Below are 25,320 nucleotides of genomic sequence, written 5' to 3' on the forward strand. Positions count from 1 at the left end.
TTGTAACTTACTAGCAGCAATTTATAACTATGAGTTAAATTTAGCAATTCCAAAATGCAAACCCTTGACTATAACATAAAAGTAATTTTGCAAGAGGTCTATAGTTTACCTCGCATAATGCGGGAGATGTCGAGCAAATCTGAGATCAATTGCGTCTGGAGTTTGGCATTACGTTCAATGATTGCTAAAGCTTCTCGTTGACGGGCAGCATCGAGTTTGCCGTTCTGTAATAATCGTGTCCATCCTAAAATTGGATTGAGGGGCGAACGCAACTCATGTGACAGCACTGCCAGAAATTCATCTTTGATCCGATTGGCGTTCTCGGCGGCTTCTCGTGCGGTCTGTTCTCGTTGTAAGAGTTGTTCTCGTTGGGTCTGGGCGCGTCTGAACTCTTCAATGTCTGTGCTAGTGCCAAACCACTGCACAATTTGTCCTTGTTGATCACGAATGGGGATCGCTCGGGAGAGAAACCAACGATAGATATTATCAGAGGAGTGTTTCAAGCGAAATTCAGCTTGATAGGGTATCCCTGTGACCAGCGCAGTATTCCATAGTTGACTTGCTATCTCAAAGTCATCCGGGTGAATGACTCCAGTCGCATAATGAATATCTTGAGTCTGCTCCAATGTCAACCCAGTGTAAGTTGTCCATTGCTGATTCACGTATTGCGTCTTGCCTTGAGTATCGGTAATCCAAACCTGTTGCGGCATTGCGTCCGCCAGTTGGCGAAATTGCGCTTCTCGTTGCAAAATTGTCGCTTCTGCCTGCTTGCGCTGGGTGATGTCGGCATTTACACCAACAAATCGCAACAGTGAACCGTCGGCGGCAAATTCAAACTGTCCGTTGACTTCGATCCAGCGTATTGTCCCGTCTCGGCGACAAATACGGTAACTTGTTTGGCGCAAACTGCCCGTTTGCATTGCTTGGGTAAATTTGGCTCCAAAGGCTTGAGCATCGTCTGGATGCAGGTAGCTGTTAAAAAACTCTTGCGCCGAGACTGAACCATCGGCGGGCGTGAGTCCGAACATTTCGTACAGTCGATCATTCTCCCAGATTGTGACATCCTCTGGTACTCTCCACTCGAATATTCCCAACTGTGCTGCTTCGGTCGCAATCACCAGGCGTTGTTCACGCTCACGCAAGGCTTGTTCTGCCTGCTTGCGATCGTGGATATCGACTGATGCGCCGAACCAACGAACAATCTCGCCCGTTTGTGGATCTCGGTAAGGCTCGGCGCGGACAAGAAACCAGCGATAGGCTCCCTGTGCCGAGCGAATCCGGTGTTCGACTGCGAAAATGCTGCCAGTACGTCGCGCTTCGTTAAACGCTGCCATTGTGCGCTCGCCATCTTCCGGGTGAACGAAGTTAGCCGCCACCTGAGCAGCCGTTGTCGGTTCGTAACTGACTCCGGTGTAGTTGCTCCATTGCTTGTTAAAGAACTCAACCCTCCCTTGGGCATCTGTAATCCAAACAATTTGCGGTACAGCATCTGCCATTAGTCGGAAGCGTTGTTCACTCTCGCGCAAGGCGACTTCAGCTAGTTTGCGCTCCGTAATGTCGTAAGATACTGCCAGGACAGCTTCTACCTCACCCTGAGCATCAAACAAAGGAAGGCCATGAGAGGCATAGTCGCGCTCGTGGCTGTGATGCTCTAAGCTATAAGGTTCGCCATTGAGGGCTTGCCGGAAGTAGGATTCGTAACTGGTTGCTAGTTCAGGGTCGAGGGCTTCCCAAATGGTTTTGTCAACCAAGTCTTCGGGAGTCATGCCTGCCTGCTCAAGTGCTTTGCCTGCTGCCAACTGATAGCGCAACTCGCGATCCACAATAAAAACCGCTCCATTGGGCAAATTAGCCGTAACTGCTCTCAGGCGAGCTTCGCTCCTTTGCAAGGCGAGTTGGGCTAGTTTGCGATCACTAATGTCAGCAGCTATGCCCGACATCCGTACAGCACGGCGCGGTTGGGTCTCAAAGAACGTCTGCCCGGTAATTGCCAGCCATCGCACCGCTCCATCTGAATGCACCACGCGAATTTCCTGACGAAGTGCGCCGTCACCAGTAGGGTCAATGGCGCGGGCGAGCGCTTCGGCGTAACCTGTGCCATCGTCCGGGTGAACAAAGTTAGCGAGTGCTTCCCTGAGCGTGAGTGTGCTGTCGGTAGGTAGCCCAAAAAGCACCAGCATCCGGGCATCTAATTCAGCGCGCTCGTCTTGGATGTGCCACACAAATGTCCCCATCTGTGCTGCATCTAGAGCCAGCTGCAACCGCGCCTCGCTCTGCCGCAGATTCTCTTCAACTCGTTGGCGTTGTTGCCGTTCGATTGGTAACTGTTCATTCTCACGGCTCACCACTTCGTATGCCACAGCAAGGCTCTTGTGTTCTTCCTTCAACTGCCCCAGTTCGGCTATTTCTAACAATACCCGTTGGTTCAAAGCATTGTCCTCAACTTCTGGATCGTTGAGCAAATAATTGGCAAGCACTTCATGGGTTGCCAGCAAGTGATTGATGTCTTCCTCGAAGCGCAACTCTCGGTGGAGCTGCGTCCAGTGATGAGCCATGCGGACAAACGCGAGGAACACGTTGAGAATCTCCAGCCTCGTACCAAATACCGGTTGCAGGGCAACGAGCGCTCTAGATGCATCGGAGGTCTGCAAAAATACATGGGTGGCGCAGGCTATTATTGCCGATTCTTCTGGAGAGTCGGGATTTGGACATTCAAAGCCCGATGAATCGTAAGCAGCACACAAGGCGATCGCCCTTTCGAGTTCTTCACCGCGTGGTAGCGAACGTTGTAGCAGTGGTAGTACTTGTTCAACCGTTTGTGGTAGACAATGGCGATCGCCCGCCGGATATCCCAACCCAACCAAAAACCCAATGTGTCGGGCGATGCAGTAGCGTACCTCACAAAAGCGTGAAAGATAGACAAACAACCGCTCCTTAAATAAAGAAGGCAGCGGACTATCGAGGTAGGCAAACTTGGCAAATCCCCAGAGATTCATCGTGATTTCTGGAGTGTTGCTGGCAAGCCGGAAGAAGTTTGGCACAACCCCAAAGCGTTGCTCAATCTCTTTATGTGAAGGCATCTCTACCATGACGATAGCTCTTGTTGTCCATTAAAGAATTATTTGTCAATTTTAAGGAATTAATGCCTTGCTGTGTCAGAGGCTAAAAAGCTTATACATTAAGCAAGTTACGCTTTTTACTGCTCTAATAATATTCGCATAAATGAATCTTTTTGTCCCCCCGTAAGGTACATTTGTCACTGTAAGGATAAAATGGTTCTTGGCAACTTTTGGTGATCAATAGTGGGCTGGTTTAGGCAGAAGGCAGAGGGCAGAGGGCAGAAGGAAGAAAGAAAGAAAGAAAGAAAGGAATAAGTAGTAAGTTCAAGCTTTAAGTTTGTTTAAACTTGCAACTAATATACTTTGCATTTCCTCAACTTCATTCAATATGGGAGTGAAAAGGTCTTTATCAGCTAAATCTACTTCTTTGGCAATGATTAATTGCGTATCAAGTTCTCTCAAAGAACCTAACGCAATATGTAAAAACTGTATATATTCTGGTTTGGAACGCCTACCATAGCCTTCTGCTATATTAGACGCTACAGACACAGATGAACGACGTATTTGACTAGTTAAACCGTACAGTTCTGACTGAGGAAATAGGCGTGTAAATTTATAACAATTGATAGCAAGTTGAACTGCCCTTTGCCAGATAAACTGATTTCTATAACTCATAAGTTAAGTTTGAAGTTAATCACAAAAAGTTGGAAGCTTTAAACTTTAGACTTCAGGTAGCTAACAAAAATCGTCGTTCCAGTAAGTCTATCTTGGCCCGACCATACATCTGCCGCTTTAACATTTTCAGTCGATTAATATGTCCTTCAACGGGGCCATTGCTGACTGACATAGTTACACCTGCTTTGACAGCATCGTAGTCAGACTCTAAACTAACAGCAAAGGAGCGCAACAAAGAAACAGAGCTGTTTTTAGCTTTGTTTAACCAAGCATCGAGCTGCTCGCTCAGACGTTGACGCACAAGAGATGCAAACTGTTGGGCTAGCTCAATGACTGACTTAAAATCCGAATGGGCTGTTTTTAGTTGAGCGATTACTTCATGCTCATTAGGCTGTGTTAATTCTGGTCGCCGCAAGACTAAAGCTGTGACGCGATTAGGGGTGAGAGGACGATGGGAAGAAGAGCTTACCTTGGGGGAAGCGTTTTTTCTTGAACCTTGTCGTGGTTCAGATCCGGGCAAGGTTTTGAGATAACGAATGAAGCGATTGACCGTGCCATAACTACCGATATAGCCGCAGGCGCGAATTTCCTCAAACAGTTTTTGGGTGTTGTGGTTCCCGCTATTCCAGCGACTTAGGAGGTAATCATGATATGGGTTGAGAAGACTGAGACCTTGGTCGCTACGTTGGCGACGTTCGGTAAAAGTTGAGCAACGCTTGTAATTATAGACGGTATTTCTAGCCACTCCCAGTTCTTTAGCGATTGCTTGCACTGATAAGCCAATAGACCGTAAGCTCCAAACTTGCTCATGGATGTCCCTCCGTCTGGTCTGTGCCTTGGTGGATTGGACTTTTCTTTTTAAAGATGTGTTTTGGGGAAACCTTGGCACAACTGGGTAGGGATTAGCCTCCGCAATCAGGGGGTTGTGTGCTGTTTCCACCTCTTTTAGCACTTTAGTATCAGTACTAAAGACTTGTTTTTCCACTTCTTTAAGTGCTTTAGCGTGAGTACCAAAGACTTGCTCAAGCGTTTGAAATAAGTTTTGCAATAGATGAAAACGGTCTGCAACTTGAATGGCTTCTGGTGCGCCTTGACGAATACCACTTTCATAAGTTTTTGACCGATCTCGTGAAACGACTTTGACACCAGGGTGAGCTTTTAACCATTCTGCCAAGGTTTCAGCCTTAGCATCTTTTAGTAGCGCAATTGGTCGTCTGCGCTCCAGGTCAATTAGTGCTGTGCCGTAAGTTTTACATTTACGAAAACAGAAATCATCTACCCCAAGAGTATGTGGCGTTACGATTGGTGGTAGTGGGATGGAGCGGACTAAATTTAATAGTGTGTTGCGAGAAACTTTTATCCCCAATTGCTCCGAGAGTCTTACTCCTGCTGCACCACCATTAGCTAAAGCAATCGCACTTAGTCGTTGAGCTAAACGTAGAGTTCTTCTAGCCCAAGGTGCGGTTACATTGATCAGCCTTTCTGTAAAAATGCGTCGTTTACATAAAGTGTTAATGCAAAAAAACTTCCGCACCCTTAATTGTAAAGTAATGCTGTAATCAGCCCAAGGTAAGTCTGCTAATAAGCGTTCATAGCGGAATGGCACTAAGAAAAGCTGAAATACTTGCCTGGTAAAGGGTTTAGAAAAATAATAGTTTTAAGGTCGGGAATCAGAATAATCTACAACCCTCAGTTTGCGATCGCTGCTTCATTAGCCTACGTTTTTCCAAAGTGATGAAACCCTTGTAAATAATACATTTGCGCTTTTCTTAGTGCCATTCCGTTCATAGCGACTATGAATTTTATGAGTTGGTTGGTTACAAACTGAACAATTAACTACTCTATTGATGGCGGAAACAATCAACTTTATCTGAGTTTTTATCTCGTCAAGTTGGCAATTCTCAAGTTTCAGATTGTTTGAATCTGGTAAGAGGTGAGTTAGCACCGACATAGGGCATGAGTAAGGCTTATCCCTCAAATGTTTGATGGAGTGAAGTTTGAAGTATCTCAATTATATCTTTCTGACTTCCGACTTCTGCCTTCTGCCCTCTGCCTTCTGCCTTCCTCAACCAAGATCACCAAAAGTTGCCAAGAACCGATAAAATGAGCAACTTTGAAAGCATAAGTTGAGCAATTACTGTCACTTAAAGGAAAAGATGGGCGGACTTAAAGGATAAAGTGGCCGGAATTAAAACCTGGAATGCTTATTTCTGCGTTGCCCTACATTCACCATACTTTACAAGGGATAACTTCATTAAGCTTTCCTGTGGAACGCTGCGCGAACGCTAACGCATTCCATTCTTTCAAACACGCTTCTATCATAGGTTTTGTTCTACGGTCACATTATCCTTTAAGTCAGAATTACGTAGCCCAAAGCCTTTATACTACGTCGGAAATTATTTATCGAAAGCTGGTTTTGAAAGCATAACATGAGCCTATGTTCTGTTTTGTAACCTTAAGGTCGGCAAACATATTCATGCCCAGCATTAAAACTTCGCTTAGGTATAGCTGCTATAAAAACCGAAATCGAGCAACAGAGCTACTTTCTGTTTAAGTTCACAGGTTGTCAAACTGGGTGTTATTTGCCATATCGCGGCGATCGCTTGGAAGCACAGTGGAAGTAACACCCAAAATTGTATGTGACTTCAGGTAGAATTTGCCCAAGACAGAAGGTAAAAGTTGTCCGCCTCGTCACTTGACACGATCTGTATCTTGGGATATCATTCAACTATATGGTTGAATCAAATGTAGCCCTTGATAAAATTTTTGCTGCTCTGGCTGATGTGACGCGGCGAGACATTCTGAAGCGGGTATCAACAGCAGAACATACTATCGGCGAATTAGCACAACCCTATGCGATGTCTTTTGCAGCGATCGCAAAGCACATCAGTGTGTTGGAGAAAGCCGGACTGATTACTAAGCGTCGAAGTGGTAAGAAGAAAGTTATTCAGATTCAGCCGAAAACTCTTAAAGTAGCCGCAGCGTATCTGGGCGAGTATGAAAAAATCTGGAGTGCCCGCTTTGATGCTCTGGAAAAACTACTAGAAGATCGATAACTAAAGTAGCAGGAGGGTAGTATGGCACATCTGACAGTAACAGTTCCAGAAAATTCACAAAATATTTTCGGTACTGTCACAATCAAGGCTCGGTTAGAAAAGGTATTTGAAGCATATACCAAAGAGGAACTGTTTGCCAATTGGTGGTGTCGCGGTAAAGAAATGAAAGTGTATCACTTCGATTGTCAAGACGGCGGCAGTTGGCACATTGCTGAACAATCAGAAGATGGTCACGAGTATGAGTTTACTGGCTGTTTTCATGAAGTCGCTCTAGATAAACGAATCGTGCAGACATTTGAATTCTTGGGGATGCCGGAACGTGGGCATGTCATGCTGGAAAAAGCTGAGTTTGTCGCAATTGACGAACATACAACTGAGATCCGTACCCATAGCACAGCAATGAGCCAGTCAGACCGTGACGGCATGGTTGCTAGCGGCATGGAAAGCGGCTGGCGGCAGTCCGTTGAAGCTTTGGGCAAGCTTTTAGAACCAAACGATTAATTACAACTCGCTCGCAGGCTTGACATTTACCAAAGCGATCGCTGAGGTAAATGTCAAGCCGATTATTTTTATGCTACACTTATAATACACTCACAATACAAAAGTGTGAACACAAAATAAGAATCTGTTATCTTTTATCCGACATAAAATACGATAAAAACTACTTTTCCCAGACACAACACTTTCACCAACATGCTGTCGGTTTGCAGACTAAATGAAATTCGTGCGGACTAAGTGAAATTTCGTTGCAGACTAATTGAAAATCTACTTGTGTAACCCTGATTCTTTCGTAGCCCCAGAGCATCGCTACAATCAAAGTTTTGCTTCAAAGCCTTGTGTGGTAATGAATTGAGACGTTTTATGTCCATTTTGTGGAAAATTTCATTTAGTCTGCGAATTTAGGGGGAATTTTTCACTTAGTCTGCAACAAAATTTCATTTAGTCTGCAACAAAGGTTGCTCAAACCCTTATTCTTGCGTTAAAAAATTTCACTTAGTCTGCAAACCCACAATGCGATCGCTCTGGGTGCATATTGGCAACAAAATAGAAACTATTGCGCTGCCGATAAATTTTGTTTGTCTTTGGTATCGCCTTTGATGCGTAATCCAGCGATACATACTTACATGGTGCTAACTTTTAGTTATAGTTAGCCGTAACTTATTATAGGCATAATGCAACTATAACTTTGACTGAGTGCAAAGATAGTTTACAAAAGTTGCTCAGGCGGTTGCCATAATATTGGTTCAGCGAAGAGGCAGAGGCATTGCCGCCGAAGAATGCATTCGGGAAAACTTTTCTCCCTGAAGCGGTTCCTGTCCCTCACCTGTCCCTCAATTTCTAAGATTCGGATCATGGATAACTGCAACCGCCTCGATGCAGAACCGTCTGGGAATACAAATTGTCTGCTTTAATTACAAAAATCATCTACCCGAATATCCCGCCAGACATTAGAAACCTGCCAGCCAGAGTTGCCCACAGATTGTACTGGAGGATTGTCAAGCAATGGAACATAGTCAGGAACTCTAGGCTCTGAAATCGCTACTGGTTTCTCCTCAACCTCAACTACAGGGGCAGTAGAATTGTCAGTATTAGCTTCAAGAAGAAGTTGGTCTTCAGCCTCCTCGATTAGCTTCATCTGTCTCAGGGTAAGCTTGTCGGATTTTTTGATGATTTTTTTTGTATCTATATCATTAGAAGCTTTCATTGGCTGTTCCCTCGAAGGCATTGGCTTAAAATTTGGATGGGTAAATTTGGGAGAAGTTAGGTATTAATAATTGCACGGAATAAACACTCTACTGCAAAACTATGGAAAATACGAGTCCCAAATTGTAAGAATTTATCTTTTTCAGTACAAATCTGTTTTGGGTAGATGCCCCAGCATAATAGGAGCACAGATGCAAGTATTAAGCGATCGCTTCTTGATCATGACTGTAACTCAAGATTGTTTTGCGCTTTTGACTCCTAATAAGCAGATAATAAAGGGTTAAGAGTTCTCGCTCATTAGGAACAGCGTTGAAAAACTTATCAGGTGATAAAGGCACAATCTTAGTAGTAGATGACGAAGCCAGCATCCGCCGAATTTTACAGACGCGTCTAGAAATGATTGGCTACAGTGTAGTTACAGCTAGTGATGGTGAAGAAGCTTTGTCAGCTTTTCATCTGTTGACCCCTGACTTGATCGTTCTAGATGTAATGATGCCAAAGCTGGATGGCTACGGTGTGTGCCAAGAATTACGGAAACAATCGGATGTGCCAATCATCATGCTCACAGCTTTAGGAGATGTAGCAGACCGAATCACTGGGCTAGAACTTGGTGCTGATGACTACATGACAAAACCTTTCTCCCCCAAAGAACTAGAAGCTCGAATTGCCTGTGTATTAAAACGGCGCTCCCACAAAACCAATATCAATGCTATTCCTAATTCTTTTATAATCCATGTGGGCAATCTCAAAATCGATACAAGTAGGCGGCAAGTTCATAAAAATGAGCAACGCATTCGGTTGACAGGTGTGGAGTTTAGCTTATTAGAGTTGTTAGTTAATCATTCGGGAAAGATTTTTTCAAGGACTGAAATCTTGCAGCAATTGTGGGGTTTTGTACCAGAGATGAATACAGACACCCGTGTGGTAGATGTGCATATCTCTCGATTGCGAACAAAGGTAGAATCTAACCCTAACTTGCCAGAATTTATCTTAACCGCAAGAGGTAGTGGTTATTTTTTCCCACGAATTGTTGAATCAGAACAGGAATAAAGCTCCCGTTGGCTCTGTTGATTTAAACAGTTAATCATTTGTAATTGCTGTGTACGGTCGATAGACCTTAGCTGCAACAACAAGTAGCCACTACTTAAATTTTTAAAGGTCTGTTATGGCGCATGTCAGCTTTCATAAAAATACGAATAATGGACTTGCAATTCAAAATTGTTGGGTTAATGTTGATTTGTCGCTGTGGAGATAACGCTCAAGCATCCGAATACTCACGTCTAGAAAGACTACTGTTGACTGTTTTTTCAAGCAACCTCTTAGACTAAGGCAGATATCGCATTCAGAAACCACCAAATGTCGCAAGTTAAACTTTATACAGTGCTTTGGACCAATGCCAGTATCCTAATGGTATTTTATACTCTTGGGCAGTGCTGGCAGTTTCGGATCGTCAGCCGCACAGGTGGCGTATTTGGAGAGCAAAAGATTTATTACACTGTCGAAGCAGCGTTGACCTTTAATGAAATTCAAAATGCAAAATTCAAAATTATGTTAGGAAAAATAAGAAAACTTTTGGAATTGATTAATTCTGGGTACAAGTCCCCGCTAATCTCTAAAATGTTTGAATTTTGAATTAACAATTTTGAATTCCCCGAAGGGGTTGACGATAGGGCTAGAGTGGATGAGGGATGAACGGTGATGAGCGGTGATCCGAGCCAAGATGAGCATTAGTGGCATTGTCTGCCTGCTAAGTAGTTCCCAATGCTTGGTAATCAAGGAAATTCTTCAAGCTTCACATATACTTCGGTAGGGTGAGAAATTGTGTATGAAATTCCCCATTCTCTGAATCCTAGACTTTGATATAAGTTTGCAGCAGCTTGATTCTCTTTGCAATAACTGGTGGCAATGATTTCTACATCAGGACATAGCTTGAGGCGGCGAATCATCTCTAGCATCGTCGCTCGTCCGTAACCCTGACGTTGGTATTTATAGTCAATCATTAAACGCATGATGAACCCTACGCCTGCGAATAACTCATACATCGTAAAGCCAAGCATTGGCACTGATGGTTGTTCATAACCACACGCCGCAGTATCATAGATCGCTAAAGGGTAAAGATTGGGATCAACATACGCTTGTGCTAACGATTGTGCCGTAGTCGCAACTAAATTTTTTTGATTTTCACTGACCTGAAGACTGAGGCATGAAGTAAGATTATCTTTGTTAATTTGACGCAGGTGGACTTTAACCATAAGTTTATTTGCTTATCATTAAACTACTTTCTATCTAACAGCCAGATGAGCTAAATTTCAACTTAAACTGCCTGCCCAAGGCTTCCTTCATAGCCCTCTACATTCTACGATTGCTCTGTTGGGGTGATGGCGTAGTGCATGAAGGGCAAATGTGTCCCATTGGGACACAAAATCTAGCTGATGTTAGCTAGTTGCTCGTTGGATTAGTTCAATTGCTGCAAGCAAAGGATAATTTTTTCTATCTAGATAGTGGGTTTGTTAACTACTAACAACCCTGTTTTATCGTCTGGAATAATTGCAGATATTTGCTTACACAAATGGCTAAACGGCTGCTTTAGATAGTGTGCCAACTAGAAGCCAGAGAGCGGATTTCTTGAAGTTCTGATGGAGAGAGGCGCTCCAAGTTACGCAGTATTTGAGTCATACGTGGCTGCTCTTTTAACAAGTCGTAATGACGAGCCAGGAAGTCCCAATAAAAAAAGTTGAAAGGACAAGCATTTTCAGTGGTGCGCTCACGAGGGTTGTAAGTACAATTCAAACAATAGTCGCTCATGTTGTTGATGTAGTTAGCAGAAGCAGCATAAGGCTTAGATGCAATCATTCCACCATCAGCAAACTGTCCCATGCCAATGACATTGGTTTGCATCACCCAATCGTAGCCATCAATAAAAGCAGCATGAAACCAGTCTTCAAGTTCTTGGGGGGAGATACCTGCAATCAAAGCAAAGTTGTTCAAGACCATCAACCGTTGAATATGATGAGCATAACCTATTTGTTTAACCTGAGTAAGAATTTGGTGCAGACAATTCATCTGTGTATCGCCAGTCCAATAAAAAGCAGGCAGTGGATGAGTGTGGTTAAACCAGTTACGTTCTGAATAGTCATCATCTAGGTAAACATAAACACCGTGCATATACTCTCGCCAACCAAGTATCTGACGGATAAAGCCTTCAATGCTGTTTAGCTCCCAGTTACTGCTGTTGTCGTAATAAGCAAGTTGTGCTGCTTGAACAACTTCCAAAGGATGAAGCAATCCAATATTGAGATAAGGAGAAAGCATGGCGTGCCACATTGTCTGTTCGCCAGTCACCATCGCGTCCTGGTATGGCCCGAATGAAGACAAACGTGTTTTGATAAAAAACTCAAGTACAAGTAATGCTTGTTGTCGCGTTACTCCCCAACGAAATGGCTCAAGGAGCCAGTAAGAGCGACTGTCATGAAATGCCTCAGATTGCTTAATGAAGTTAATTACATCTTGTGTAATCGAGTCTGGTTCAAACCATAAAGCTTCGGGTAAGGTCAGCTTGCCTTTGGGTGGTTTGCGATTCTGCCTATCAAAGTTCCATCGTCCACCGACAGGTTGATCACCCTCCATGAGAATGTTGAACCTCTGTCGTCCCTGGCGGTAAAAGTCCTCCATGATTAGGCGTTTGCGTCCACCTGCCCAGTCAATGAACTCTTGATCGCTCCAGATAAAACGATTATTTGGTGTAAAAGTGACTTGAATTGTCAAGTTTAGCTTTTGAATTAATGTAGCAAAAGGGCGATCTGTTGGAGTCATCACCCGCAGTTCGGTAATTTGGTATTGTTCAATCCATTGGAGTAAAGGTGTTTTGAAATCTTGGCTTTGAGCGTATGTTACTGGGAAGCCAAGCGATCGCAATTCGGCAGCAAAGTGACGCATGGCTCCCCAGACTAGAACTAGCTTTTGCAAATGGTAAGGAAGTTGCTCTGCATGAGTTAGAGATTCAATAAAAATTATGGGAGTTTGTTGCTTTGGAAGCAAGCAACTTTGCAGTGCTGACTGCCCAGCCCAAAGTTGATCTCCAAGAACCCAAACGCCAATAGTCATGCCCTTGCTTCCTCTCAATCCGTGCGTTGGCAACGTGATGACAAAATGCTACTCAATCAAGTGTAACTTTATTGCTACAAAAACTTTCTCAATAAAAAAGCTGATGAAAGCTCAAAAGCGCTAGTGCTAATGTACTATTGTGGTGAGAAATTTATCAAATATATCGAATCACAAATTAAAGAGAGAATAGTCGTTCTCGCCGCTTGGTAGAAATGGTAATACTTCAACAACAATGCAGACGAGGAAGATAGTTCACGTAGACATGGATGCCTTCTACGCATCGGTAGAGCAGAGGGACAACCCTAGCTACCGAGGTAAACCGTTAGTAGTCGGTGGCAGTCCGAATCAGCGAGGCGTAGTTGCAGCAGCCAGTTATGAAGCTCGTAAGTTTGGTATTCATTCAGCGATGCCTTCAATAACTGCGTTCGCTAAATGTCCTGGGCTTATCTTTGTCAGACCCAGATTCGACGTTTACCGAGAGATTTCCGCAGCAATCCACGCCATATTCAAACGCTATACTGACTTGGTGGAAGGAGTTGCGCTAGATGAAGCATACCTTGATGTTACTGAGAATAAGCAAAATATCACGTATGCTTCTACTATCGCAAGACATATCAAAACTGCAATTTTCCAGGAAACTCAGTTGACGGCAACCGCAGGTGTGTCGATTAACAAGTTTCTTGCAAAAATGGCATCAGGCCAAAATAAGCCGAATGGATTGACAGTAATTTTACCAGAGCAAGCGATGTCTACGACAAGCCGCAAGCGTCTACGCTTTTGTAGAGCAACTGCCGATTGAAAAGTTTCACGGGATTGGTGAGGTAACGGCGGCGAAGATGCATTCACTGGGGATTCATAGTGGTGCAGATTTGAAAGAGCGTTCGTCTCTGACGTTGCCGCAGGCATCGCTGACTGAGTTAACACACCACTTTGGTAAAGCAGGTCATTATTACTATAGGATTGCCAGGGCAGAAGATGACCGCCCAGTTGAGGCGAATCGGGTTCGTAAGTCGATTGGTGCAGAAACCTCGTTTGCACAAGACTTAAGCAATATCAGCCAGATGTTGCAAGAACTCGAACAGATTGCCCAAATTGTCGAGCAACGGTTAGAGCAGCACGAAACGCGAGGACGCACATTAACTCTAAAAGTCAAGTTTTCTGATTATCATCAGATAACCCGCAGTAAAACAATGCTTGCTTCCATCAGTGAACTCTCTACGATTTTTGAGATAGCCAAAGCGCTGTTTGAGTCGATTGATCTGGAAAACCGCAGCATTAGGTTACTGGGCATTTCCTTGTCTAATTTGGATAACGCCAAACAAACCCAAGTGATTCAATTGCCACTATTTCAGAATTGGAACATCATATTTTAGGGTAGGTGTAGTCTGTTCAGACGCTGACAACTCGGTTATGGAGAGAGAGCGAATCAACTCCCGAATCACATCAGTTGCAGGTCTACCTGTCATTGCACAATATCGTTCAAGTTTTTCGCTTTCAACTGATGCGAGATTTATTGTGATTCGTTTGATAGCCCATTTTTTGTTCATGACTTGCCCTAATAATTAAATTTAATGAATTATCTAGACTTGAAATGCCTTGTGCAATACTTAACAAATATATAGATGTTAACCACAGCATACTTGCCGTAAAACTATTTTTAGCACATCCCTCCCCAGAGTATTTACTTGTAGCCCAAAACTTCACTGATAAATTATCTATGTGAAATTTAAAACATTTAAAACGAGCTTGTATTTTTTGTAAATATTGTTAAGCAAAGCGCAATTGGAGTGAGCCTTGCAAGAGGCGTATAATCAGCAAGTATTACCACTTGAATTTAGGAAACCTTATCTTCATACAATTGCATCTAATATTCATTTGCTCTTTACCCAAAGGTGAATTTGACTAACTACTCTGGATGTAGACTTTCATTCAAGCACTATATTTAACTCTATAACTTAACGAAACCTTAGCAAGCTAGAAAATTTTCTAGCTTGCTTAAGGTTTAATAATTTTGGTTCTTCAGTAGCTGCTATGCCAAATTATTAGTTAGCTATCAAAACTAGGCTCGACAATAAAGCTCAAAAGCCCTAATCAGTGCTAAACCCCATAAATAACTAGTAAATAATGTTCATTTTTCCTACATAGTAAGGGTTTCATGGCTTTTTTGAAGGTAATTTAGCATGACATATTAATTTTTATTCAGTCAGAGCTTAATTACTCACAGAAATCATCAACCCTCAACTCTCGCCACACATCAGACGGTTGCCACCCAGAGTTGCCAATAGAGCGTAAGGGGCGATAGAGCCAGCTTGATTTGGTGTTGATACAACTCGAACGCTGTAGCCCCTTCAATCAACCCTTCAGAGGATAGTTACTTAAAACTGACCATTTTTCTCCTCTGCTATACAAAGGTGAAAATGAGTAAGAATTTGATTGTCTCTTGGGTAGCGATCGCTGGCGTTGAACAATCCTAAAGGCAACGCACGAATATGATCTATGCTGTCAAGGGATATCAGGAGATAGCCGCAGTGATGAGAGTAGGTTTTGGAGTGATTGCCCTTATGCAGTGCTTCATGTGATCGCTGTAGGCAAGATTTCCAGTGCTTATACAGAGGTATAAATGTTTACTAAGGTATAACTGAATGTTGGTAAAAGATGATTATAGTAAATTTATATACTCTTTATAGTAAATTTATATACTCTATTGATGTGAAGAAATTGGTAGCATTTTGTTGCAATTTAGTTCGACTGAAAGTTAAGCCCAGATGCGATTAAGGTGCTGGCTAATTTGCTATTTAAGGGTTTGGAGAAAAAATATCCTTGTGCATATTTGCATTTGTAAATTGCAAGCTGTGCGAGTTGCTCAACAGTTTCTACACCCTCTGCAACCACATCTAAATTAAGACTGTCTGCCAGAGTAATGATTGCTTGAACAATTTCCAAGTTTTCTCCATTAACACCAATGTTCATTACAAAAGAACGATCAATCTTTAAGGCATTAGTGGGGAAACGGTGTAGGTAACTTAAAGATGAATAGCCTGTGCCAAAATCATCTAAGTGTAACTGGACATTCATCTGTTGCAAGTGTAAGAGCATAGCAGTAGCAGATTCGGTATTTTCCATAATTGCGCTTTCAGTAATCTCCAGTTTCAAACTTCTGCCTTCAACTCCAGTCTCTTGCAAGATTTGGCGAATTTGTTCAATTAGATCAGGTTGTGAAAACTGTTTAGTGGAAATGTTGACACTGATTGTCAAGGGTGGGCTAGTAGGAAATTGCTCCTGCCAAGCACGCAGTTGACGGCAAGCTTCACGCATTACCCAGTAACCGATAGGGACAATCAGCCCAGTTTCTTCAGCTATGGGAATAAACTTGTCTGGAGAAACAAATCCCTGTTGCGGGTGCTGCCAACGTACTAGAGCCTCGAAGCCAATTACTTTGTAAGTTTCTAATAAAATAATCGGTTGATAATGAATTATAAATTCTTGGTGTTCAATTGCATGTCGTAAATCCATCTCTAACTGCATTAGCTCTATAGCTTGGGCGTACATGGTTGAGTCAAATAGCTCGTAGCGTGCTTTCCCCAATGCCTTAGCACGATACATAGCAATATCAGCATCACGTAGGATTTCTTCAGGCAAATTGTAACTACTTTTACTAAGGGCTACACCAATGCTGACGTTAGTAAATACGTCGCGTCCATTGAGGTTAAAGACGGATGTGATAACTGCATTTATTCTTTCAACTACGAACGTTATGTCATTCAAGTTTTTAAAATCATTAAGCAGGATTGTGAATTCGTCTCCTCCAATACGAGCAACTGTGTCTTGAGAACGTAAGCAGGTTTCTAGTCTTCGTGCGATTGCACTTAGTAATTGGTCGCCAATTGTGTGACCGAGACTATCGTTGACAACTTTAAAGCGATTTACATCAAGGAAAAAAACAGCGAACTTATAATCTGTACGTCGTTTTGTCAGCGCAATAGCACGCTCCAAGCGTTCGATAAATAAAGCACGGTTAGGCAGTCCGGTTAGAGAATCATGAAAGGCATCATGGATTAATTGTGCCTGTGCAAGTTTGAGAGCAGTAATATTACGAGCAATACTCATAACAAATTCTACTGAACCATCGGCAGCAAACTCAGGCAGCAAGCGAGCATGGTAATATTCTATACCTGAGTTTGTGGGAAACCTGCATTCAAACTCGTTCTCTTGCTTAGTTTGAATAACAGACTGAATTTTATATTCCCATATTCGAGAAAATTCTTCTGGTAAACTCAACTGTCTATTAGCTTTACCGATAAAAGTTTGGGGTAAGATGTTTGTAAGCTTTTGAAAAGCTGGATTAACATAAACGTAGCGTAATTGAGTATTAAACCTAGCAATAATGTCAGGTGCATTCTCAACTAGTGCCTTAAATTCCTTCTCTCGAAGTGATAATGCGTTGAGAGTGTGTTCATGCTGATAAATTTCAGTTTGCAATTGTTGGTTAGTTTTTATAAGTTCATCTGTGCGTTGCCTAACTGTGGTTTCTAAATGTTCACTAGCCTGCTGGAGAGAATTCTCGATCCGCTTGCGTTTGACCAATTCTTGGTTAGTGAACACTGTTGCTAAACCAACTAAAAGAGAAGCTATAATGCTGGCAAAAATAGTAAATGCATTTGTGTTAGCAGCACTGATATTCATTTCTATTGTTCGCTGTTTCAACAAATGATTTTCTTCGCTTTCGATATCTTTAGCAAGCATTTGAATATCTTGCAAAAGCTTCTGACTTTCCTTACTCTCGAATCTCTGTAGCGCCAAGGGTAAATTCTTATTTGTTGCAAAATTCACCGTTATTTTAAGCGAATCCAGTTTTTTAGCAATTAAAGATTCAAAGATAGAAAGACGTCGCTGTTGATTAGGGTTATCTCTTGTCAATTGACGTAAAACTTGAAGTGTTTTGGGAATCTTGTCAGTTGCAATATCATACGGTTGGAGATATTGCTCTTTACCTGTAATCAGATAACCTCTTTGTCCAATCTCTGCATTATTAATTTCTAAAATTACTTCTTTTGTATTTTTAATGACTGTGTATGTGTGTGTTACCCATCGAGTATTTTTTTGATATTCCAGCAGATTTCGAGAGGAGATTATACCAATGCCAGTCATAATTCCTACTACTATTACAAAACTGGCTGTATTTCTTTTGTAAGTAGTTAAGTTCATTTTTTCCTTTGAATCTAATCAACTGGCAATTAAGATATATAAGTCCTGTATTTATACTTAACAGTTTAAAATCAATTTTCCGTCCGAAAATGTACTGAAGAATATGAAAATATAGATTATTGTCCCTCAACCTATATCGAAAATATACGGTTAAGTTAATTGGGTATTATTAATTGCGAAAGCGTTGCGGGGCGTTAGCAAGAGTGCGAATTGCGAATTGGAAATGATACTGCCAATTGTTCGCTCAGACATTACTCTGCAACTACAACTAGATCCCGTCCAGTAGCTTTAGCTTGGTAAAGTGCAGCATCAGCGGCTCTGATTAGAGTTTCAGTAGTATTACCATGTCGAGGAAAGCTGGCAACTCCTAATGAAAGGGAAACAGCGCCAAGTGTTTGACGGCGATGTTGTAGATTGAGATGTTTGGCTCCAATTCGTATTTGCTCTGCTCTGAGTTGAGTGATTTGCAATGAAGCCTCTGGAAGAAGTAGCATGAATTCCTCCCCGCCATAACGACAAGCAATGTCAGAGCCGCGAATCATGTTCTTGAACAATTGCCCCAACTCTCGCAATACAATATCTCCGGCTTCATGCCCGAATGTATCATTAAATCGCTTAAAGTGGTCTACATCTAACATAATCAAACCAAACGCTTGTCCCTTACGCTCTGCTCTTTTGACTTCTCTTTCTAAGGACTCTTCCATGTAGCGTCGATTAAATAAACTAGTTAAAGGGTCACGGATACTTTGGTTTTTAAGAGTTTCTCGCAGTTTGAGATTTGCCAGTGCAATCGCAATGTGTTCAGCAACAGTATTGGCTAGAAGTTGTTTGGTTGAAGTCAGTTGTTCAGTCTCAAAAGCGATCAGATGCAGAATGCCTAAAGCCTCACCTTGTGCCATCATCGGAACACAGAGGGTTTGCCCTTTCAAAGGTGGGTGAAGATGCTGGCAGTGTAAGTGACTTTGAGCATCCTTCAAAAAGTAGGGTCGTCCGCGTCTTAATGCCCAACACTCGGTTGGTGTAAATAGATTGAAGTAGGCGTAGTCATCTCCCCATGTGGCTACGGGTTCTACTAATGTTTTTGATTCACTTATAAGAAACACACCACCGCTAGTATTGGGGAATAAGGGACTTACCAGTTCTGACAAAGCTGTGTATGCCTCATCTTGGGTAAAACAGGCTTGCAAGACATTGCTAAATTCAGCTAATTGAGAAATTTCATTATTGCGTTCTTCGAGTTCACCCACCCAAAGTTTGAGCTTTTTTTCACTGTTAACAAGGTCAGCTTCAACCTGCTTTTGCCGTTTAATATGACGATTAATTGCAGTTCCAGCTAAAGGGATTAAGCCAAATGATAAAATTCCACCAGAACCGACAACAAGCATGGTGAAGTTGGCAGTAAACTTAACCTTGGTAGAGCGGATTTGGAGTAAACGATTCTCTTCAGCAATCATAGCATTGATAATTTGTCCGATATCGTCGTTTGCGGTTCGACCAACATCTTTCTCAATGAATTGCTGTGCTAATTCAAATCCTTTGAGCCGCCGAAGATTAAGCGTTTGTTGCAACAGCGTTAATCGCTTTTTTAGTAATGGCTCTAAAGCTTGAATGTGTTGCTGTTGAACAGGGTTGTCGCCTGTTAACTCACGAATAGTGTTGACTTGTTTATTCAGGGTACTGGCATTTAGGTAGTAAGCATCCAAGTATTGCTGGTTATCTGTAATCAGAAAACCTCGTTGCTGGGACTCTGCACTTAATAGTTGAGACTGCAAAGCCTGCAACTCTTTAAGAACTTCATGAGTATGTTCAACCCAAGCTGCGGTACTAATTAACTCTTTTGTCAGCAATTCTCATTTTGAAATAAATAGAGTATTAACCCCCATTTTGAAATTCAAAATATAGTACAAAAAAACTAGTTTTCCGGGAGAGGCGATGCTTGTGGCGAGTGAAGCGATCGCTAAAAAAACAATTTGACCGATTGATTAAGTATAAATACTGAGTTCATTAACGGGAATTGGCTGACAACGAAAAGGGGAAATCCAGTCTATCATTCGGTTTTTAGAATAGGGAATTCAAGGAAAATAAAAATGTATAATTGTTGTCAAATGATGTAAAATCGGTGAGTTAAAAATCCGACAGTGCGTCAAATTACTCAAACATGGATCATTTGGCAGGGTCCCTAGAAATTCCTGAATTAATACAATTTTTACGGTCATCATTACATGACTTACCTGATGAAAGGAAACCTGGAAATAATACGAAATATCAGGTAGAAGACGCAGTGATGGCAGCATTTTCCGTCTTTTTTACGCAGTCAGCGTCTTTTTTAGACCATCAACGATTAATGAAAAGCAATAAGGGAAAAGATAATGCAGAAAGTTTATTTTCAATTGAGAAAATCCCCTGTGATAATCAAATAAGAAATTTGTTAGACCCGGTGCCAGCAGCTACTATCTTTATGGGTTTTCAAGAAGTCTATGAATGGTTAGAAAAAAAAGGAGTTTTGTCAAAGTTTCTCTATTTAGATGGAGAAATTTTAGTGGCATTAGATGGCACAGAATATTTTTCATCTAAGAAAATTAATTGTCCTCATTGTAATTGTCGTAATCATCGAAATGGAACTACAACTTATTTTCATGGCTGTGTCACACCTATTATAGTTTCTCCTAATCAAAAACAAGTAATTAATCTCTCACCAGAATTTATTAAAAAACAAGATGGACATCAAAAACAAGACTGTGAAAATGCGGCTGTTAAAAGATGGTTAAATAAAAATCATCAAAATAAGTATGGTTATCCTGTAACCATTTTAGGAGACGACTTATATTCTCACGAACCAGTTTGTAAATTAGCACTAAAACAAGGTTATAATTTTATTTTTGTTTGTCTGGAAACGTCACACAAGACTTTATATGATTGGCTAAAATTCTTAGAAAAAAGTGGAGAAATTACAACCATTGAAAAGAAACAATGGGATGGGCGAAAAAATCTAATTTATCGCTATCGTTATGCTTCGAGAGTTCCCTTAAAAGATGAAGACTCAAGTCTTGAAGTTAATTGGTGCGAAGTGACTGTTATTAATGAAAAAACACAGAAAATTATCTATCAAAATAATTGGGTAACTAATCATAAAATCACTGAAAATAATGTTGAAGCAATTGTCAAAGCTGGGCGCAGCAGATGGAAAGTTGAAAATGAGGGGAATAACGTTCTTAAAAATCACGGTTATAATTTAGAGCATAACTTTGGTCATGGTGAAAATCATTTATGCGAGTTCTTATTGTCTTTAAATTTGCTAGCGTTTTTATTTCATACTGTTTTAGATTTAGTTAATTATGTTTATCAAAAAGTTCGTGAAATATTAGTAACTCGAACTACTTTTTTTAAGGATATTCGTACCTTATTAAAATATTTATGGTTTGAAGATTGGTCACATTTATTCTCATTCATCCTCACAGAACATGATCCATTAAAAAGAGTAAATTCTAGTTGATAAATGCCAATATCTTAAAAGAGAAGGAGAAAGTTATTTATTAAAAAACTAAAAAGTTGTTGAGAATTTCATCTGGATTTATCAGTTGAAATCAATTTTTTATAGACAGATTTCTTCAAACCTGTTTATCTCCAACGTTGGATGATAATTATCTGTCAAAAAATGATGCTTCGACACAAGTTCTCTATTTAAATAACAGAATTTTCTCTGATTTTTTTTCAAAATGAGAATTGCTGTGTTTTTGCAAACCGGGGAAGGTATAAGCTGCGCCTAACTGTGTGCCACTAAAAGCCTGCCCATCTTTCTCATAAGAAATGCCTTTAGACTTCCCATTCCTAGTAAATCCTGTTCTCACACTAATGCCAGCTTGCTGTAACCGCATGATCAGGGTTGGCATTTGGGGATTATCAACTCCGGCTCTATCAATTGTCTGCTGAAGTTCCTCTTTGATGATGCGTTGTGGAGGAGAGTCACGTTGTCCCTGTGAAAATTCTTCTTGTTCTCGTCTAATGCGCCTAATTTGCCCTGTGCTGGGTGTGCGATTCAGTTTCTCTCTACTGCCCTGGACTTGTACTAGGTCATAATCAATTTCAACTTGTCGCAGGACTTTCTCAGAGCGTACATAATCCCAGGAATCATGCACTACTAGCCCAGTATCCATCCTGATTCTGCTGGCTGCAATGTGGATGTGGTCGTCGTCGGTGTTGTTGTGGCGGAAGATGACAAACTGATTAGCATCAAAACCCATTTCCTTCATGTAGCGATCGCCGATTTCGCTCCACTTCTCATCATCTAATTTATCACCCTTAGCTGCTGACAGTGAGACATGATAAACAACTCGGTCTGCATCAGAATTCAGCTGTCGAGATAGCTTAAACTCTCGCGCCAATTCACGGGCATTTCTACCGCTCATATTGCCGCCGATTAGTTTAGCATCTTCACGGGATTCTAAATAATCCAACAGCTTGCGAAAACCTCTACGTTTAGTCTGCTTCCCAATCATCCTCTGACTCTTCCGAATCTTCCAAATCAACATCATCCAAGGCAATGTCTCGTCTGCACTGATGCAGCAGTTCTAAAAGCTCTCTTAGTAGTTGTGGATCAGCAGGTAAAGTTCGCCCAATTTTTAACGCTGTGTTGGTTGCCTTGACAAGCTGGTTTAGGTTGTTGCCGATTTGTCCTAATTCCCAATATGTTTGCAAGCTAATTTTACTCAGTCGTTTTGGTAATGGACGCATCAAAGCATTACGTCTCATCAGTTCACTCGCTGACATTCCCGCGTCAAGTGATTTTATTCGCAGCAGATCCAATTCGATATCACTTAATCTCACTGGAAAAATATGCTTTCGGACTAGAGCTTTAGACTGCTTGCGGTTCGCCATAATTCGAGGAGATTGAGGGACATTGCGAGGGGGGTTTTTCAAGGGGGGCTTCCCCACTTGAACCAGTCTGCCGTTCGAGCGCAGCGAGACAAAGCGTAAGCTTTGAGGCATGGCTGGCTTCTAGCCCTAACACTGGGGTAAATGAGGTGTCAAGTGCTACGTGTGTACGGAGGCACAACGAGAGGCTGACTCAATCCTACAATGCGGAGAGGAATATAAGAACGGCGTAGCCGTAATTGGCAAGAATCAAGCACTAGATAAATTCTAGATTTGGCGTAGCTGTAATATTAAAGTTTTAGATGAGGCGTAGCCACTACAATAAGAACTGATTAGGCGTAGCCGTATTAATCAAATTTTTTGATATCAGTTGAATGGGAATAACAGCGTAGCTGCCACAAGAAAATCTACTTTGGCGTAGCCAATACAGTAATAACTGATTCGGCGTAGCCGCTTTGATTAAAATCTCAGATTCGGCCTAGCCGTAATAGTCATTTTTTTTAGGATTCTGAAAACAGATTGGTACAGACGTTTTCAGATAACCGATAATTAGTAGTTAATCAATCACTACATGAAATAACAATGGCTGAACATCAGAAATCAGAGGTGATCACTAAGAGCAAGATTGATAAGGCCATCTCACTGCTGAAGGAACAGAAGCCGAAAGAGCGAGAAGATGTATCGGACAGAGAGGCCATCAGGAAAATGAGACGGTACATTGAGAAGCTGACCTCTAATAAGTACGGCTACACTTATGATGAAGTTTCAGAAATGCTGAAGGGTCTGGGTATTAATTTGGCTGGCAGCAGAATCAAATATTTAATCGGTGAGTTGAAGAAAAGCAGCCGTCGCCGTCATCAGGCATCTGATAACGGCGATAGTAGTATGTCAGTTCAGGGGGCTACTGAAAATCAGCAAGAAGAAAAAGCCAGCAGCGAAGCTGAAGAATCACTAGTCAAGAAGACTTCGGGCAAGAGCAAAAAACAACAGCCAGCAGCACAGGAGCAAGAGGACGAATCAGAACCTAGTTGTAGCGAACTGCAAACATAAACGCTTCAAACCGCAAACAAGGCGATTTTGAAACCACATTAAGGTTCTTGGCAACTTTTAGTGATCATGAAAGGTTACGCGCTTTAAGGCAGAAGGCAGAAGGTTTTAAAACGTTTTCTTATCCGGGCGTGGGATTTATGACTCAAGAGGCATTGAAGATGGTTTTAATACTGGAAAACGACTGTTAGGTTTAAGTTATTTATATACTGATTCTATTAACAGCATTCAATTGCAGATTTGGGGTATTTGGTTATTTTATGCTGTATTGCTTGATTTAGGAGATGCTATCGCCAAAAAAGCTTTACAAGCTTTGACCAGATTTATCTAGGGATAATTTATTGCGTTTCTTATCATTTTTATAACGCCTAGTTTACGTCGTACTTAGTTATAATTTTGACATTGATATCTACTTTTTTGACTTGTTAGTAAACTTCTTAAAATTACTATTCATAACTCACTTTTAAGTAAATTTTACTTAACATTTCATGTATGGAAAAGACTATAAGTTATAAATAAGATAAATAGTATTTTCAAAATTTTGCAACATTATTTCAAAATAAGTTTAAAGAACCATGTTCAATAAATTCGATTACGTGGCAAAATTAGCATCAGCTTTAACTTTGATATTTTTTTCTATGGCTTTTGTTGCTCAAGCAGACCAAAAAGCTTTTGCTCAAATTGTCAGAAGTGGTACATCAGGCTCTAACAATTGGAAAGAATATGATTCATCTAGACCTGGTTTTGGTATTTATATAGATGTAAATACTAATACAGGATTCACGCAAACTCCAATTTATGTCACATCATTAGCTTGCAATAATCGCTGTTGGGTAACTACGGGTGGTTCAGCAGTTTATAACGCTACACCGAATGGTTTTCGTGTTTATGTTCGTAACGTTGATGGTAGTCCTCTATACCCTACAGAAGCTCAGAGAGATGGTTGGACTATTAATTGGATTGGCACTCGATAATAACTCTCTTATGCCACTCTCGAAAAACATAATCACGTAAAGCTTGTGAAGCTTTATTTATACTACGATCTAAGTTTGAGTCCAACAGGCATCGTTTACATTTACTACCATCTGTGGAACTTCAACACCAGTTGGGACATGTCGTGCAAAGGCTCACTGCTCACCACGTATTTATCAAATACTGGAATGATTACGCTGACTTTTCGGGATATACGTCCTGGGCTTCGTTGACCAAGTAGGTATCGAGCCTATAGCACGGTATGAAAAGGCATAGTGAACGGAACGCTCACTCAATGATTAAGTACCCAATCATGAAGGGGAGCATCTTTTATTACTGATAGGTCAGTAGAAATTAAAAGCAGATAAATTTTAGAGCATCACTGTCGAGTTACAGGTCGTTTGCACCTGGGCAACGCACGCTTGAATGGATTGATCTGAGTAAACTTCAGTAGGTAAACAACGCAAGATAATCATCAGCAAGTCAGCCAAAACTATCGGCGTGCAGAAGTTAAAAACTCGCCGCAGTGCAGTATTAGTAAAGATTGTGGCAACTTCAGCGACGTGTTCTAAGGCATCTTCTGGTGATGATTCTGATTCAGCAATCAACATCGGGAAGTATGTACG

The 25,320-nt window shown here is 41.4% G+C and carries 20 protein-coding genes and 1 pseudogene; 9 read left to right on the top strand and 12 right to left on the bottom strand.

Features of this window, described 5'->3' with window-relative positions; translation table 11 throughout:
* Positions 1-98: 98 nt before the first annotated feature.
* From H6G26_RS28870 to H6G26_RS28880, 3 genes are all read right to left on the bottom strand, one after another.
* Positions 99-3,089, bottom strand: coding sequence for a PAS domain S-box protein (locus H6G26_RS28870; RefSeq protein WP_190733624.1), 2,991 nt, complete (start codon positions 3,087-3,089; stop codon positions 99-101).
* Positions 3,090-3,383: 294 nt separating this feature from the next.
* Entirely contained in the window at positions 3,384-3,734 is a 351-nt protein-coding gene (locus tag H6G26_RS28875; protein WP_190733625.1) for a four helix bundle protein, read from the bottom strand.
* A 52-nt stretch (positions 3,735-3,786) separates the two neighbouring features.
* On the bottom strand, positions 3,787-5,340 hold the full coding sequence (locus H6G26_RS28880) for an ISL3 family transposase (RefSeq protein ID WP_347242515.1): 1,554 nt from the start codon (positions 5,338-5,340) through the stop codon (positions 3,787-3,789).
* A gap of 1,126 nt (positions 5,341-6,466) precedes the next feature.
* Here H6G26_RS28880 and H6G26_RS28885 point away from each other — a divergent pair.
* Entirely contained in the window at positions 6,467-6,790 is a 324-nt protein-coding gene (locus H6G26_RS28885) for a metalloregulator ArsR/SmtB family transcription factor (protein ID WP_190733626.1), read from the top strand.
* A gap of 21 nt (positions 6,791-6,811) precedes the next feature.
* The gene (locus tag H6G26_RS28890; protein WP_242053944.1) at positions 6,812-7,291 is read left to right on the top strand and encodes an SRPBCC domain-containing protein; all 480 of its coding nucleotides are present in this window, start codon (positions 6,812-6,814) and stop codon (positions 7,289-7,291) included.
* Positions 7,292-8,198: 907 nt separating this feature from the next.
* Here H6G26_RS28890 and H6G26_RS28895 read toward each other — a convergent pair.
* Positions 8,199-8,495 (bottom strand): hypothetical protein, encoded by a 297-nt coding sequence (locus tag H6G26_RS28895; RefSeq protein WP_190733627.1) that lies wholly within the window; start codon positions 8,493-8,495, stop codon positions 8,199-8,201.
* A gap of 308 nt (positions 8,496-8,803) precedes the next feature.
* Between H6G26_RS28895 and rpaB the strand changes: the two genes are divergently transcribed.
* Entirely contained in the window at positions 8,804-9,544 is a 741-nt protein-coding gene (gene rpaB, locus H6G26_RS28900) for a response regulator transcription factor RpaB (RefSeq protein ID WP_190733629.1), read from the top strand.
* A 306-nt stretch (positions 9,545-9,850) separates the two neighbouring features.
* Positions 9,851-10,126 (top strand): hypothetical protein, encoded by a 276-nt coding sequence (locus tag H6G26_RS28905; protein ID WP_190733659.1) that lies wholly within the window; start codon positions 9,851-9,853, stop codon positions 10,124-10,126.
* Between the two features lie 140 nt (positions 10,127-10,266).
* On the opposite strand, the gene H6G26_RS28910 is transcribed toward H6G26_RS28905, so the two are convergent.
* Together H6G26_RS28910 and H6G26_RS28915 are read right to left on the bottom strand one after the other, a co-directional pair.
* A complete protein-coding gene (locus tag H6G26_RS28910; RefSeq protein ID WP_190733631.1) occupies positions 10,267-10,746 on the bottom strand; it encodes a GNAT family N-acetyltransferase in 480 nt (159 codons plus the stop codon).
* Between the two features lie 334 nt (positions 10,747-11,080).
* Positions 11,081-12,598, bottom strand: coding sequence for a cryptochrome/photolyase family protein (locus H6G26_RS28915; protein ID WP_190733633.1), 1,518 nt, complete (start codon positions 12,596-12,598; stop codon positions 11,081-11,083).
* A 232-nt stretch (positions 12,599-12,830) separates the two neighbouring features.
* Between H6G26_RS28915 and dinB the strand changes: the two genes are divergently transcribed.
* On the top strand, positions 12,831-13,397 hold the full coding sequence (gene dinB / locus H6G26_RS41870; protein WP_242053946.1) for a DNA polymerase IV: 567 nt from the start codon (positions 12,831-12,833) through the stop codon (positions 13,395-13,397).
* Between the two features lie 37 nt (positions 13,398-13,434).
* Entirely contained in the window at positions 13,435-13,971 is a 537-nt protein-coding gene (locus H6G26_RS41880; protein WP_199327136.1) for a hypothetical protein, read from the top strand.
* Here H6G26_RS41880 and H6G26_RS28925 read toward each other — a convergent pair.
* From H6G26_RS28925 to H6G26_RS28935, 3 genes are all read right to left on the bottom strand, one after another.
* Positions 13,942-14,145: a CopG family transcriptional regulator gene (locus H6G26_RS28925; protein WP_190733635.1), complete on the bottom strand. Its 204-nt coding sequence runs from the start codon at positions 14,143-14,145 to the stop codon at positions 13,942-13,944. The two genes, H6G26_RS41880 and H6G26_RS28925, sit on opposite strands and share 30 nt — an antisense overlap.
* 1,192 nt (positions 14,146-15,337) lie before the next feature.
* Positions 15,338-17,803: an EAL domain-containing protein gene (locus H6G26_RS28930; protein WP_190733637.1), complete on the bottom strand. Its 2,466-nt coding sequence runs from the start codon at positions 17,801-17,803 to the stop codon at positions 15,338-15,340.
* Positions 17,804-18,054: 251 nt separating this feature from the next.
* Positions 18,055-19,650, bottom strand: a complete 1,596-nt coding sequence (locus H6G26_RS28935) for a GGDEF domain-containing protein (RefSeq protein WP_242053948.1) — start codon at positions 19,648-19,650, stop codon at positions 18,055-18,057.
* Positions 19,651-19,961: 311 nt separating this feature from the next.
* Here H6G26_RS28935 and H6G26_RS28940 point away from each other — a divergent pair.
* Positions 19,962-21,210 (top strand): annotated as a pseudogene (locus H6G26_RS28940) (ISNCY family transposase).
* 270 nt (positions 21,211-21,480) lie between these two features.
* Here H6G26_RS28940 and H6G26_RS28945 read toward each other — a convergent pair.
* Positions 21,481-22,299 (bottom strand): relaxase/mobilization nuclease domain-containing protein, encoded by an 819-nt coding sequence (locus tag H6G26_RS28945; protein WP_190733645.1) that lies wholly within the window; start codon positions 22,297-22,299, stop codon positions 21,481-21,483.
* Positions 22,280-22,720, bottom strand: coding sequence for a plasmid mobilization relaxosome protein MobC (gene mobC / locus H6G26_RS28950; protein WP_242053949.1), 441 nt, complete (start codon positions 22,718-22,720; stop codon positions 22,280-22,282). The genes H6G26_RS28945 and mobC overlap by 20 nt, the downstream gene beginning before the upstream one ends.
* A gap of 537 nt (positions 22,721-23,257) precedes the next feature.
* Here mobC and H6G26_RS28955 point away from each other — a divergent pair.
* Together H6G26_RS28955 and H6G26_RS28960 are read left to right on the top strand one after the other, a co-directional pair.
* The gene (locus tag H6G26_RS28955; protein ID WP_190733647.1) at positions 23,258-23,725 is read left to right on the top strand and encodes a hypothetical protein; all 468 of its coding nucleotides are present in this window, start codon (positions 23,258-23,260) and stop codon (positions 23,723-23,725) included.
* A gap of 572 nt (positions 23,726-24,297) precedes the next feature.
* A complete protein-coding gene (locus H6G26_RS28960; RefSeq protein ID WP_190733649.1) occupies positions 24,298-24,696 on the top strand; it encodes a hypothetical protein in 399 nt (132 codons plus the stop codon).
* 369 nt (positions 24,697-25,065) lie between these two features.
* On the opposite strand, the gene H6G26_RS28965 is transcribed toward H6G26_RS28960, so the two are convergent.
* The coding region (locus tag H6G26_RS28965; RefSeq protein ID WP_190733651.1) for a hypothetical protein at positions 25,066-25,320 on the bottom strand (255 nt) is incomplete at its 5' end.

This window comes from Nostoc sp. FACHB-888, assembly GCF_014696655.1.
Taxonomy (GTDB): domain Bacteria; phylum Cyanobacteriota; class Cyanobacteriia; order Cyanobacteriales; family Nostocaceae; genus Nostoc.

Coding starts and splice junctions, on each gene's coding strand:
- H6G26_RS28945 (WP_190733645.1), bottom strand. CDS start 22,299: ATGATTGGGAAGCAGACTAAACGTAGAGGTTTTCGCAAGCTGTTGGAT.
- H6G26_RS28925 (WP_190733635.1), bottom strand. CDS start 14,145: ATGAACAAAAAATGGGCTATCAAACGAATCACAATAAATCTCGCATCA.
- H6G26_RS28955 (WP_190733647.1), top strand. CDS start 23,258: ATGGCTGAACATCAGAAATCAGAGGTGATCACTAAGAGCAAGATTGAT.
- dinB (WP_242053946.1), top strand. CDS start 12,831: ATGCAGACGAGGAAGATAGTTCACGTAGACATGGATGCCTTCTACGCA.
- H6G26_RS28930 (WP_190733637.1), bottom strand. CDS start 17,803: ATGAACTTAACTACTTACAAAAGAAATACAGCCAGTTTTGTAATAGTA.
- H6G26_RS28870 (WP_190733624.1), bottom strand. CDS start 3,089: ATGGTAGAGATGCCTTCACATAAAGAGATTGAGCAACGCTTTGGGGTT.
- H6G26_RS28960 (WP_190733649.1), top strand. CDS start 24,298: ATGTTCAATAAATTCGATTACGTGGCAAAATTAGCATCAGCTTTAACT.
- H6G26_RS28895 (WP_190733627.1), bottom strand. CDS start 8,495: ATGAAAGCTTCTAATGATATAGATACAAAAAAAATCATCAAAAAATCC.
- H6G26_RS28885 (WP_190733626.1), top strand. CDS start 6,467: ATGGTTGAATCAAATGTAGCCCTTGATAAAATTTTTGCTGCTCTGGCT.
- H6G26_RS28875 (WP_190733625.1), bottom strand. CDS start 3,734: ATGAGTTATAGAAATCAGTTTATCTGGCAAAGGGCAGTTCAACTTGCT.
- H6G26_RS28905 (WP_190733659.1), top strand. CDS start 9,851: ATGTCGCAAGTTAAACTTTATACAGTGCTTTGGACCAATGCCAGTATC.
- H6G26_RS28910 (WP_190733631.1), bottom strand. CDS start 10,746: ATGGTTAAAGTCCACCTGCGTCAAATTAACAAAGATAATCTTACTTCA.
- H6G26_RS41880 (WP_199327136.1), top strand. CDS start 13,435: ATGCATTCACTGGGGATTCATAGTGGTGCAGATTTGAAAGAGCGTTCG.
- H6G26_RS28890 (WP_242053944.1), top strand. CDS start 6,812: ATGGCACATCTGACAGTAACAGTTCCAGAAAATTCACAAAATATTTTC.
- H6G26_RS28915 (WP_190733633.1), bottom strand. CDS start 12,598: ATGACTATTGGCGTTTGGGTTCTTGGAGATCAACTTTGGGCTGGGCAG.